The organism is Priestia sp. TRN 1309 (assembly GCF_050846875.1).
Lineage (GTDB): Bacteria > Bacillota > Bacilli > Bacillales > Bacillaceae_H > Priestia > Priestia zanthoxyli.
Map to the genome: position 1 here is coordinate 569,094 of NZ_JBOZGM010000001.1, position 13,006 is coordinate 582,099.

A 13,006-nucleotide genomic window follows, 5' to 3' on the forward strand; every position below is an offset into this window, starting at 1 on the left:
ATCAAAAGTTGAAGCAAACAGAAATGTTGGAATTTTTTCGTAGGAAATCCGTTATTTTCTTGTTATGATTATGAATAAGTATTCATAAATACAAAAATAAAAGGAGAGGGGATACATAGATGAAAACACGGGTAACAGATTTATTAGGAATTCAATATCCAATTGTACAAGGAGGTCTTGCGTATCTAGCGTACGCAGAACTTGCGGCTGCTGTCTCAAATGCAGGCGGGCTTGGACAAATTACAGCTATGACGCTCCGAACACCTGAGAAACTTCGAGCTGAAATTAAGAAAGTACGTTCTTTAACTGAGCGTCCTTTTGGCGTTAATTTTGCTGTTGGAGGTCAAACAGAAGGTTCTTATAAAGAACTTCTCGACGCAGCAGTAGAAGAAGGTGTTCCGGTTATTTCCATAACAGGAGCAAATCCCACACCTATTTTTGAAAGATTAAAAGGAACGGGAATTAAAACGCTCGTGCTGGTAGCCAACGTACGTCAAGCTCAAAAAGCTGAGAAGCTAGGAGCAGATGCTGTCATGGCAGTAGGGCAAGAAGCCGGAGGACATATCGGGCGTGAGGATCTAGGCACAATGGTATTAATTCCTCGAGTAGCTGCGGCTGTGTCAATTCCGGTCTTGGCAAGCGGAGGGATTGGAAACGGACAAGGATTATTGGCAGCGTTATCATTAGGCGCTGAAGGGATAGAAATGGGAACACGTTTTATCGCGACAAAAGAATGTGTAGATGCCCATGATGCGTATAAACAAGCTATTATAGAAGCAAAAGAAACGGATACTGTGGTTATTAAACGTTCGTTCGGGGCACCTGGACGCGTATTGAAGTCCCACTACACTCTTGACATTATTAAGCGTGAGGAGCAAGGAGAGAGATACGAAGAGTTAAAAGACGTCATTAGCGGAGGGGCAAACTGCCGGTATATTTATGAAAATAAAATCGATGAAGGCTATGGATGGGCAGGCCAAGTCGTTGGACTGATTGATAGTATTCCAACGGTGCAAGAGCTGTTTGACAGTATAATAGAAGAAGTGCACGCCGGTTCTAAACGACTGTTGAGTATAGTAGAAAAGAAGTAGATATACAAGCCGTCATACTGTAGCAATTGTTCGCATATTTATAATCTATATCTCTAAATGAGGTGAGAGAATGAAAAGAATGCGAGCATTTGCTATCATGACGTTTTTAATAGTAGGTTCAGGATATGCAGTTTTTATTAAAAAAGAAGAAGTTTCCAAGACTCAGCAAGCACAAGTGTACGAAGAAGCAAAGCCTGTTATTAAACAAATGGACAAACTGGATATTTGGCATAAAATCAGCAGCGGTTTAACTGAAGCGGGCTATGAATCAAGGGGTGTGAATTCTTCCCTTTATTCAAAGGACAGAGTAGAGCTGGATGTGTATATGGAGCCTTCCGTTTCAGCTGATGCCAAAACGCAAGAAACGATTAAACAAATGGTATATAAAATACTGGAAGAAAATAAATTTCAGCAAAAGGCCTTTCATGTAACAATTAAATTCCTGCCCGAAAAACAAGCAAAATAGACTTGTCTCGGCCAGGAATTTTTTTTATTAAAATGCTTTTTCATTGGCTGCTGGAATACTCTCAGGGAGAGAAATTTCAGCATTTTTGGGCTGATACGTAATTTTTCCGTCAAGCACATCATTGGCTTTTTGTAGGTCTAATAAATTTTCCCATCGTGCGATAATAAAAGCAGCTACCGCATAACCAATAATATTAACTGTGGTCCGGTAATTACCCATAAAGCGATCAGGAGCAAGCATCAGAGCAACGGCAGCTACCGGAATGGATCCGGTTGCTGCTGCGGTAGCAGACAGAGCAACAAAAGCTGATCCTGGAATGCCAGCCATTCCTTTAGACGTAAGAAGAAGAACACCAAGCATTAAAAGCTGATCAGTGAGGCTCAAGTCCACGCCCGTTGCTTGTGCTAAAAAGACGAGAGCAAGAGACAGGTAGATAGAAGCACCGTCTAGATTAAACGAATAGCCCGTAGGCACAACAAGGCCAACGACTGCTTTGTTGCATCCTGCTTGTTCAAATTTCTCCATGAGCTGCGGCATAACGGCTTCAGTAGAACCCGTAGCAAATGCCAGCATAATTTCTTCTCGTATATATAGAATAACTTTCCACAAGCTTAATTTTAAATAGGTTCGTAAAATAACAGCTAAAACAAGAACAAATGCTAGACAAGCAATTGTCATAGCGATAAATAGCTTTCCAAATGCAGCAAGTGTTCCAAGACCGTACTGACTGACTGCAAATGCCATGGCGCTAAACGTGGCAAGAGCCGTTAACTTCATGATGTATCCCATAATTTTAAATAACACATCATTTACTTTTTCTAATACGTGTAGAAGGGTCTCCGCTGTTTTTCCACCTATATGGACAAGAGCGATTCCGAACAAACACGAAATTAAAAGCACTTGAAGCATGGAGTTGTTTGAAAAAGCACCAACTGCACTGTCTGGAATCATATTAAGAAAAAAATCACCTTCGCTCGGAAGTTCGGAGCCGTTTGTCTTCGCGTCCACTTCAGTTGTGCTTAAGCTTGAAGGATCAACATTCATACCGGCGCCGGGGTTCATTACGTTTGCTACTAATAGACCGATAAGTAGAGCGAATGTTGTGACAATTCCGAAGTAAAGAATGGTTTTTCCACCGATACGCCCAACTGTTTTAATGTTTCCAACCTTGGCAATTCCGACAACGACTACCCCAAAGATAAGAGGAGCAATCAGCATTTTGATGAGCTTAATAAAACCGTCTCCAATCGGTTTCACAGCATTTCCAAAGCTTGGCCATAGATATCCTACGGCTACGCCAAGTACAATTGCCATCATAATTTGAAAGAAAAGACCTTTATAAAAAGGTTTTTGCTTACTTTTTGCCGCTGTTTGTGTCATGTGTTCTCCCTTCGTCGTACAATTTTTTTGATGTTACAATAGATGTTATGTTTTTTTACATTTTAACGTAAGGTTGTTTGAGGTGTCATTGGTCTCTTTGACTAAAATTCAATAAAAATATTAGTTGAAGTGTATAAGAAGGGAAGGGAGTGGTTTAAAACATTATTATTTTTAATGTAGATCTTTAAAAAAACTAATAAAAAGCACATGCAAAGGCATGTGCTTTTTATTTATTAAATTAGTTTAATTCCGCTAATTAAAATGATGGTCGCCATAATGGCTTGAAGCGGTCTTGAAGGCACTTTCGTTGATAAACGGCTTCCGAGTAACACACCCGGAATAGATCCAGTTAATAGGTTAGCAGTCAACATATAATCAACGCTTCCAAAGCTTGCATTTAAAATACCAGCCACCGTAACGAGAAGAAACGCATGTGCAATATCAGTACCAACCAGCTCAGATGTTTTTAACTTAAATAAGTACAGCATTGCAATGGCAAATAATGAGCCAGAACCAATCGATGTTAGTCCGACAATGAACCCAAAGACTACGCCAATTCCGATTGTTAATCCTTTTTTCTGATTTAAGTCCATTTCCTGAAACCGATTTGGGCGAATTAATTTATCAAAAAAGACGCGAAAGATAATTGAGATGGCAACCAGCGTCATGACGTACCCGAGAGCGTGCTTAATAATCGTTTCTTGATGCTCGTGAAAAGATGGGAATGCATGAAGTGTGACAATAGCCAGCACAGCGCTCGGAATACTTCCGAAAGCTAAATATTTTGCTAATTTAAAGTTAATGGTTCGCTGTTTGTAGTGCTGAGCGACTCCGAATAATTTTGTGATAGAATTGTAGACAAGATCTGTTCCTACGGCAATGGAAGGGTTAATGCCGAGTACAATCAGTAAAGGTGTTAATAAAGCGGCACCTCCAACCCCCGTTAAGCCTACAAGGGTTCCAACGAATAATCCCATTAAGGTAATTGATAGTTCCATATTTTGTCCTCCTACTCTCAAAACCAAGTACATTGATCTGATTATAGATCATTGTAACTCATATGTAAATAAAATTCTGAATATTTTTAGTGAAGTTGAAAAGGTTCTCTTAGTCTTCACTATTTTAGGGAACGGACGATAAAGTCATAGGAAGTTATAAAAAAGTAAATAGAATACGTTTATTTATCTATGATTACGCTCTAATTTGTGTTACAAATGTAAATGCAATAAAAGAGTTTATTTTTATCTCATTTGAAAGACCGGTGAATGCATGAGTTTTGTTACGAAAGATTTGTTAATTAATTTTTTATTTATTTTATTGGCGCTGTTTTTAGTGCAGATGTTTTATTTGATCAAGTATGCTAAAAAAGTTCATTGGTGGAAAGATCACTATATCGCGGTATTTCCGATTTTAGCTATTACCTTTTGCCTTTTGTTTCCGGTTAACGGAGCTTATGTCCCGGATGACTATCGAATGGATTTACGAAGAATTCCTTATATTTTAGGAACGTTATATGGAGGCTGGCCGCTAGGAAGCTTGCTTTTCGTCTTTATTTTACTGCTGCGCTTGCTAATTGGCGGGTACGATGTAGGGTTTTTATCAACATTAATTGCTCTTCCGATTTTATCCATTCCTTTATTTTTCATAACAAAATACTTTTTACATTTCTCATTAAAAAATAGAATTATCGTGAGCACCTGTCTTAGTGTAATTGGTTCTTTATTAGCTATGCTTGTATCTATTTTTGTTTTACACGTAACAAGCATTCCTATTAGCGTGTGGGTTCAGTTCGCTGTTTTAGATGTGGCAGGCATGTTTGTGATTACCATACTGTGGGAAGCGATACGGGCAAATTTATTAGTGCTGCAGCGCCTAATGAAAGCAGAAAAGCTAGAAATTGTCAGTCATTTAGCTGCCAGCATCTCTCATGAGGTGCGAAATCCTCTAACTGCAAGCAGAGGATTTATGCAAATGCTGCAAGAAGATGAAAAAGAACCTGCTAAAAAACGCTACATTTCGATTGCTATTAATGAACTAGACCGCGCAAAAGAAATCATTGATGATTACTTGCTATTTGCCAATTCCGCTCCAGAACGAAATGAAAAAATGAATATGTCAGAAGAAATTCATCACGTCACCCATATTATGACGCCTCTTGCCAATATGAACGGAGTCGCGATTGATTTTACATTCGATGAAGAAGTGAAGTTCTTCGTAATGGGAGAAAGAAGAAAGCTTCAGCAGTGTCTAATCAACTTATTTAAAAATAGTATTGAAGCCATGCAAAACGGAGGCACGTTAACTATTAAAGTAGGAAAAGAAGGCGGAGTTGTGATCGTTGATATTATGGATACAGGCTGCGGTATGACGCAAGAACAAATCAACCGGTTAGGTGAACCGTATTTTACAACAAAAGAAAAAGGTACGGGGCTTGGAACGATGGTATCTTTCAGTATTATCCATTATATGAAGGGAAAAGTAAGTGTGTCTAGCGTAAAAGGAAAAGAAACGTGCTTTTCACTTCAATTTCCTCTTTGTGAGTAAAGAGCAGCTTTAGGGCTGCTTTTTTTATATGCAAAAATTTTAAAAATAGATAAAAGTAAACTGATTATTAAAAAAGTATTGAATTTAAGAAATGAAAGCGTTACAATCTATTTAAAGTTATCCGAAACGTTTTGGAGGAATTTTGATTGACAACGATTAAAGATATAGCGCGAGTTGCCGGCGTATCTGTAACAACGGTGTCTCGGGCTTTAAATGGTTATTCAGATGTAAATGAAAAAACAAGGCAAAAGATTGCAGCCGTAGCAAGAGAGCTGGACTATAGCCCCAATACGTTAGCTCGAGGATTGGTTATGCAAAAGTCAAAGACAATTGGACTACTAGTTTCAGGCATCAGCAGAGAGAGCGTAAAAGATAATTTCACGTTTGAAGTATTGTGCGGTGTAAATGAGCGTGCATCTACTTTGGGGTATGACTTGATTTTATTTAATACAAACACGATGATGCAGCGAGAAAAAACGTATACTCAGCTTTGTCGAGAGCGAAGAGTGGACGGGGCAATTATTCAGGGCATCAAAAAAGAAGATCCTTATTTAAAAGAAGTAGTAGAAAGCGATATTCCTTGTGTTTTAGTTGATATTCCCGTCCATTCTAGTTCAGTAGGCTATGTCACCACCGATAATGCCTTGGGAGCTAAAAAAGCGGTTGAACATTTAGCGAGTCTTGGCCATCAGCATATTGGGATGATTAACGGACATGAAGACGCATTTGTCAGCCAAGAACGTCTCAACGGATACAGACAAGCCCTCAAAGAATGCGGTTTGTCGTTTCGGTCTGAATGGGTTGTAAGCGGAAAGTTTGAAGAAAAGAAAGCAGAGAAAGCTGCCAGTGAGCTTTTAAATAAGTATGAAGAGCTCACCGCTATTTTTTGTGCAAGTGATTTAATGGCACTGGGAGCATTAAAAGCATGCAAAGAACTTGGCCTTGATGTACCAAAAGACGTTTCGATTGTCGGATATGATAATATTGTTCTTGCTTCTTACTCGTCTCCAAATTTGACGACTGTAGGGCAGGAAGTATATCAGATTGGCTATGAAGCTGCAGATTTACTAATTGAGATGCTAGAAGGAAAAGAAACAAATATGAAGCGTTATCTTGATACACAGCTGATTATTCGAGAATCAACAGCTAAAAACCACGGCTAGTGGTTTTTATATAATGTAAAAACCGAAACGTTTCGGTTTTGTGTTTCGTTTTTCCAAAACGTTTCGGTGAAATTTAGGGGGATGGAAATGGATTACCGTGTGATTAAAGAAAATGACTTATTTTTACTAACAGATCAAGCAGGAAATATCACTGAAAACCATCAGTATGGTTTAGGGCTATATATGAAAGATACGCGTTTTTTGAGCAAATTTCATTTGAAAATTAACGGTACAGATCCTGTGTTATTGTCCTCAAGTGCCGACGAAAACCTGTTAGCCACAATTCTTCTTACTAATCCGCATATGGAAAAAGAAGGAGAACTATCGCTGTGGCGAGAGTCTGTAGAAATAGAAAGAAAGCGCTTTATATATGAGGGTATTTTCTATGAAAAAATAAAATTGAAAAGTTATTTTCCTAAAAAAATTGCTTTTACATTAAGTATCCAAGCAGATGTCGATTTTAACGATATGTTTATCGTAAGAGGTTTTCAAACTGGAAATGTCGGAAAACGAACAGGGCAAATAAAAGGGGAAAGCAGTTTAATATATACATACGAAGGATCAGATGATATCAAGCGTTCGACACGGATTTCTTGGGATAAAAAAGCCTCACACGTGTATGAACAAGGAGAGGTTATGTTTTCTTTCGAACTGAACCATCAGGAAGAAGAAGAAATTACATTAATGGTTCAGCCGCAAATGGGTGAAGACATCAATGAAAATATTTTATCAGCTGGTGAAGCATTTAGTTTACTAACGCAGTCATATAAAAAGTGGGAAAAATCTTCTACAAAAGTGACAACCGATCATCCGACAATGCAGCGCCTTATTACAAGAGGACTTAACGACCTGCGCGTACTGCTAACGGATGTAGGATTCGGTGCTTTTCCTGTAGCTGGATTGCCTTGGTTTGGTGTGCCATTTGGAAGGGATAGTCTAATTGCAGCGCTTCAAATGCTGGCTTTTAATCCGGAAGTAGCAAAAGGAACGCTACGTACTATGGCAGCATATCAAGGAACGGCAAATGATCCATGGCGTGATGAACAGCCGGGTAAAATTATGCATGAAATACGTTACGGAGAACTAGCCAACACAAATCAAATACCTTTTACTCCATATTACGGAACAGTTGACGCGACACCATTATTTTTAATTTTGTTAACGGAATATGTGAAGTGGACGGGAGACTTCGAGTTTGTAAAAGAAATGCAAATGACTGTCGATGGAGCTTTGACATGGATCAATGAATATGGAGATCGAGACGGTGATTTATTTCTTGAATACCATCAAGAATCAAGTAAAGGAATTGCTAACCAAGGATGGAAAGACTCAGGGGATTCTGTTGTCCATCGCAGCGGTGAATATGCAAAAACTCCTATTGCTTTAGTGGAAGTACAAGGCTACGTATATCAAGCGAAAATGGGTATTGCTTCTTTGTATGATCAGTTAAACAAAACAAATGAAGCAAATAGTTTACGTGAAGAAGCTGAGCTGCTGCGTAAAAAGTTCAATGAAGCTTTTTGGATGGAAGACGTGTCATTCTATGCCATTGCACTTGATGAACATAAACATCAAGTAGGAACGATTACGTCAAATCCAGGTCATGTACTTTTAGCCGAGATGATGGATGAGGAGAAGCTGAACAAAGTAGCGGAAAGGCTAGTATCAGAATCTATGTTTTCGGGATATGGAATTCGTACAATGGCAGAAGGAGAAGCGGGTTATAATCCAATGAGTTATCATGACGGGAGCATTTGGCCGCACGATAATAGTTTAATTGTTCTCGGTTTGAGTAAAGCGAACAAGCAAACAGAAGTCAATAAAGTGATAAAAGGGCTGGTTGATGCAGCTGAGCATTTTGAATACGACCGTCTTCCAGAGTTATTCTGCGGCTATTCAAGTAACCTTGGCAAGCCTGTCAAATATCCCGTTGCCTGCTCACCTCAAGCTTGGGCAGCCGGCACGCCTTTAGCTTTCGTACAGGCGATGTTGAGACTGTTTCCTGATAGTACAGCAGGTACTATACAGATAAATCCTTTGCTCATAGACGATATGAATGAAATCTCTGTAGAAAACCTTGGGATTGGCAGTGGGAAACTTTCATTAACGGTTAAAAAAGAAGAAAGCGAAACTATTATTTACGTGAAAGAAAATACGACAAAATACGAGCTTCTATCTCAATGTAAGGTAAGAAATTATGTAGGTTAATGTTACTTCGACCGCGGCTTATTAAGCGTCAATTAATAAGCCGCAGGTCAATGAAATGAAAGGAGACAGCTAATGAAGAAGTGGATACTCGCTTTAAGTTTGGTTCTGGCAGTGGCTGGAGCAGCTTTAACTGGATGTTCAAATGTACAAGAAGTTTCCGGGGAAAATGGTCAAGTCGAAATTGTATTAGCCGGCTGGGGAGGCAACCCAACAGAGACGAAGCTGCTTAATCAAACTATTCAAGACTTTGAAAAACTTCATCCATCAATTCATGTGAAGCATGAAGTAATCACTGATCAATACATGGATATTTTAAAAACGCGTTTAATAGGTGGAAATGGTCCAGATGTTTTTTATCTTGATGCACTTGAAGCGCCGGGTCTTATTAATACAGGGGTTTTAGAACCTTTAAATTCTTATGTAAAATCTGATTTTGATGTTCAGGATTTTGAGAAACCATTATTGAAAGCGTTTCAAAAAAATGGAGAGACTTATGGTTTTCCGAAAGATTACTCCACATTAGGCTTATTTTACAACAAAAAGCTATTTAAAGAAGCAGGAGTAGAAGTACCAAAAACATGGCATGAGTTTAAAGAAGTTTCAAAAGTATTTAAAAAGAAAGGGATTCAAGCGTTTGGTGTCACGCCGGAATTAGCGCGTATCTTCTACATGGCGCAGGCAAACGGAGGAGACGTTGTAAAGAACAATAAGGCAAACTTTGCTACGAAAGAAGTCGTGGATTCTCTTCAGCCGCTCATCGATCAGCATTTAAAAGATAAAACGTCTGTACAGCCCTCTGATGTAGGCGCAAATTCAGGTACGGACATGTTTGCACAACAAAAAGTAGCTATGGTGATTGAAGGGAATTGGATGATTCCATTTTTACAGGAGTCCTTCCCAAAACTTGATTACGGTACAGCGGAAGTTCCGACAATAAACGGTCACAAAAATACGATGGCATTTACGGTCGCGTATGTAATGAATGCTGACTCAAAAAAGAAAAAAGCATCTTGGGAGCTCATTCAGTACTTAACCGGGAAAGAAGGAATGGAAACTTGGACAAGCAAGGGTTATGCATTGCCAACAAGAAAATCCGTAGCGGATAAGCTTGGTTTTGCTGAAGACGAAAAACGAGGTCCATTAGTAAAAGGAGCTGCTTATGCAACTGTCTGGCAAGATGGTCCGTATTTGCCTATTATCATGAATAACTTTAATAACCAGTTTTTAAGCGCCTTTTTGGGACAAAGTGATTTAGAAACAGCTTTGAAAAAAGCACAAAAGCAGGCAAATCAAGAGATTAGTATTTATGAATAAGGCTTGGCGGGGGAGTGGAGGAAATGAAAGACGGAAAAATACGAACGTACAAACCTCGTGATGTAGGGCAAGGATATGCTTTTATGACACCTACACTGTTTGTACTATTGCTGTTTGTTATTGCACCTATTTTTTATGCCATCTTTTTGTCTTTACATAAAGTTCAATTGCTGGGAGGAACTGAGTTTCATTTTCGAGGGCTTGAGAACTACATGAAGGTTCTTGAAGATGACAAAGCTAAAATTGCTCTTTGGAATACGGTGAAGTATGTAGTAATTGTTGTACCGGTACAAACCGCATTGGCACTTATACTGGCGGCCACATTAAATGCAGGGCTAAAAGCAGAAAAAGTTTTTCGCATTATTTATTTTTTACCTACACTTACATCATCGGCTGTATTAACGCTTATTTTTATGTGGATGTACAATCAAAATGGAATTGTGAACGAGTTTTTAAAGTTTGTTGGTCTTCCAACTTACAATTGGCTTGGAGATCCTCAGGTCGCTTTGATTGCCATTATGATTATGAACATCTGGGCAACAGCTCCATTTTTTATGGTTATTTATTTGGCAGCTTTGCAAGACGTACCAAATTCGCTTTATGAAGCAGCTCAGTTAGATGGGGCTAATGTGTTTCAACGGTTTTGGCATATTACAGTTCCGAATCTGCGACCGGTTACATCATTCGTAGTGATCATGGGACTGATTGGTACGTTTCAGTTATTTGATCAATCGTTTATTTTCTCAGGAGGTTCAGGAGGTCCTAATAACTCGACTCTGACTGTTGTTCTGCTTATTTATCAATATGCATTTAAAAATTTAGGTACTATGGGGTATGCTGCAGCACTAGCCTTTATGCTGGCGCTCGTGATTTTGGTGGCAACGGTTATTCAGAGAAAGTTTTCAAAAGAAGAAAGTATGTACTAAGGGGGGGGAAGAAAAAGATGAAGAAAAAAACAGGAGTCCTCATTTTATATACGATTTTAAGCATATACGCGCTGATTACTCTGATTCCATTTATTTGGGCGCTGTCCGCTTCTTTTAAAACGCTAGAAGAAATTGTGTCAGGTACGGTGAACTTTATTCCGAAACACTTTACGCTAGACAATTATAAACAAATTTTTGTGGAACAAAAGCTGTTCCCTCGCTGGATGTTTAATAGCTTATTCATTGCCGTAGTAGGAACAGCTCTGAATTTGCTATTTAACTCAATGGCTGGTTATGCCCTTGCACGCCTCAGTTTCCCGGGAAAGAAAAGTTTATTTATTATTATTTTAGCGGTGCTTATGATTCCTGGACAAGTAACGATGATTCCTAATTTTTTAATTTTAAAAGAGTTAGGCTGGTTAAATACCTATCAGGGAATGATTGTACCGGGAATGGTAAATGCGACTTTTATATTTATGATGCGTCAATTTTTTATTAATTTCCCAAAAGAGCTTGAAGAAGCAGCGGAGTTGGATGGGTTATCGAAGTTTGGAACATTCTTCAAAATAGTCCTTCCACTTGCAAAACCTGCCTTAGCAGCACAAACGATTTTTGTATTTATGGGGTTTTGGAATGATTTTATGAAGCCTTTAATTGTGATGTCTGATGAAAATATGTTCACGTTGACTTTAGGCCTTAACACATTTAAAGGTCAGTATATCAGTTATTGGAACTATATTATGGCAGCTTCCATGGTTTTTACACTTCCAATTTTGCTCATTTATGCGTTTTTTAACAAATATTTCATTAAAGGAATTTCGTTTACTGGAGGAAAATAAAAAAGAGGCTGGGATAAAAGTATTTTAGTTGGAATGACAAACGAACGATTAATTAAAAATCATAATCGTTCGTTTTTTGTTGTTATGGTGAGCGTGAATTTCATATGTTTAGTTGCTTCTAGCTGTTGATTGAAGTTCACTCACATACTGATCAATCATCGTTTGCAGTTCCTCTAGGTTCGTTTTACGGTTGTTAACAGGCAGCTGCTTTAATGAATGAAGGGCACTATCCACAACAAACTTGCGTGGATTCGATTGTTTAAACATCTCTTCTTCAATAAAACTAATAAGCTCTGTGCATTTTTGACGTTCGAATTCATCCGTAAATTGTTTGTGAGCTTGCTTTTTTAAATCGATAAGTGCTGCGGAAATGTCCTGTTCTATTTGATTTTTAGTATTTGGGCAAGATGGAAGCCATTCTTTGATCGTTTGCGGATCGAGCAAAATGTCTCCTGAACTTGCTACTTCGTCTACAAGAGGAAGCAGACGCTTAACGCTGTAAGTTATAATCTCATGGGGATCAGTATTTGTACTGTTGACCATAAAATTATAGTGAAAGTTGCGGTGAAGCATGCCAAGAAACATAATTGCACAATCTAGCAGATAAGGTTTCTTTTCTTGTCCAAATAAATCAATAAACCGTTTGTAGAACCAGTTTACTTCAATGAACTGGGTTTTTTTTATGTATGCTTTTAAATCAGGATCATTAGAAACAAATACTTCTTCAAGTAACGTAAAAAATTTATGTTTGTGATGGTTTTTCATCTGCGCATCGATCTGTTTAATAAATACATCTACATCGGTCAGACTTTTACCAACCAGCAGCTGATTGCGCTCTTGTTCAATGGTCGTATGAAGCCATGTAAAAACAGCGATTAATAATTCATTTTTTGAAGAAAAATAGTTGTAGAATGTTCCTTTTGAAATGCCGCTATAATCAATGATGTCTTGAATAGAAGTAGCTTGAAATCCTTTTTCAACGAAGAGATGGTGTGCATTTTTTACAACTTGCTGTTTTCGATTATTCATTATTATCACCTAAATGTAAAATTAGACTCATGGTCCAACTTTATGA

11 protein-coding genes are annotated in these 13,006 nt (G+C 38.3%); 8 read left to right on the top strand and 3 right to left on the bottom strand.

Translation table 11 applies throughout. The features are described 5' to 3' along the window. The first annotated feature begins 119 nt into the window (after positions 1-119). Together ACRPLQ_RS02920 and ACRPLQ_RS02925 are read left to right on the top strand one after the other, a co-directional pair. The gene (locus ACRPLQ_RS02920; RefSeq protein ID WP_165636138.1) at positions 120-1,091 is read left to right on the top strand and encodes an NAD(P)H-dependent flavin oxidoreductase; all 972 of its coding nucleotides are present in this window, start codon (positions 120-122) and stop codon (positions 1,089-1,091) included. Positions 1,092-1,161: 70 nt separating this feature from the next. Then, a complete protein-coding gene (locus ACRPLQ_RS02925; RefSeq protein WP_028415042.1) occupies positions 1,162-1,557 on the top strand; it encodes a hypothetical protein in 396 nt (131 codons plus the stop codon). Positions 1,558-1,584: 27 nt separating this feature from the next. Here the strand turns inward: ACRPLQ_RS02925 and ACRPLQ_RS02930 are convergent, their stop codons facing one another. Together ACRPLQ_RS02930 and ACRPLQ_RS02935 are read right to left on the bottom strand one after the other, a co-directional pair. After that, positions 1,585-2,937, bottom strand: a complete 1,353-nt coding sequence (locus ACRPLQ_RS02930) for a cation:dicarboxylate symporter family transporter (RefSeq protein WP_432235660.1) — start codon at positions 2,935-2,937, stop codon at positions 1,585-1,587. Positions 2,938-3,170: 233 nt separating this feature from the next. Further along, positions 3,171-3,935 (bottom strand): sulfite exporter TauE/SafE family protein, encoded by a 765-nt coding sequence (locus ACRPLQ_RS02935; RefSeq protein ID WP_028415040.1) that lies wholly within the window; start codon positions 3,933-3,935, stop codon positions 3,171-3,173. A 271-nt stretch (positions 3,936-4,206) separates the two neighbouring features. On the opposite strand from ACRPLQ_RS02935, the gene ACRPLQ_RS02940 reads away from it, so the two are divergent. From ACRPLQ_RS02940 to ACRPLQ_RS02965, 6 genes are all read left to right on the top strand, one after another. Continuing rightward, positions 4,207-5,481 carry an ATP-binding protein gene (locus ACRPLQ_RS02940; protein ID WP_033579905.1) on the top strand — a complete coding sequence of 425 codons (1,275 nt, stop codon included), beginning with the start codon at positions 4,207-4,209 and terminating at the stop codon, positions 5,479-5,481. A 146-nt stretch (positions 5,482-5,627) separates the two neighbouring features. Beyond that, entirely contained in the window at positions 5,628-6,644 is a 1,017-nt protein-coding gene (locus ACRPLQ_RS02945; RefSeq protein ID WP_028415038.1) for a LacI family DNA-binding transcriptional regulator, read from the top strand. A gap of 87 nt (positions 6,645-6,731) precedes the next feature. Beyond that, positions 6,732-8,852: an amylo-alpha-1,6-glucosidase gene (locus tag ACRPLQ_RS02950; protein WP_165636140.1), complete on the top strand. Its 2,121-nt coding sequence runs from the start codon at positions 6,732-6,734 to the stop codon at positions 8,850-8,852. A gap of 72 nt (positions 8,853-8,924) precedes the next feature. Continuing rightward, complete coding sequence (locus ACRPLQ_RS02955) at positions 8,925-10,166, top strand: ABC transporter substrate-binding protein (RefSeq protein ID WP_165636141.1); 1,242 nt, start codon at positions 8,925-8,927, stop codon at positions 10,164-10,166. A gap of 23 nt (positions 10,167-10,189) precedes the next feature. Continuing rightward, positions 10,190-11,092: a carbohydrate ABC transporter permease gene (locus ACRPLQ_RS02960; protein WP_028415035.1), complete on the top strand. Its 903-nt coding sequence runs from the start codon at positions 10,190-10,192 to the stop codon at positions 11,090-11,092. A gap of 17 nt (positions 11,093-11,109) precedes the next feature. Continuing rightward, positions 11,110-11,931 (top strand): carbohydrate ABC transporter permease, encoded by an 822-nt coding sequence (locus tag ACRPLQ_RS02965; RefSeq protein ID WP_014458643.1) that lies wholly within the window; start codon positions 11,110-11,112, stop codon positions 11,929-11,931. 108 nt (positions 11,932-12,039) lie between these two features. Here the strand turns inward: ACRPLQ_RS02965 and ACRPLQ_RS02970 are convergent, their stop codons facing one another. After that, a complete protein-coding gene (locus ACRPLQ_RS02970) occupies positions 12,040-12,960 on the bottom strand; it encodes a TetR/AcrR family transcriptional regulator (protein ID WP_165636142.1) in 921 nt (306 codons plus the stop codon). Positions 12,961-13,006 lie beyond the last annotated feature (46 nt).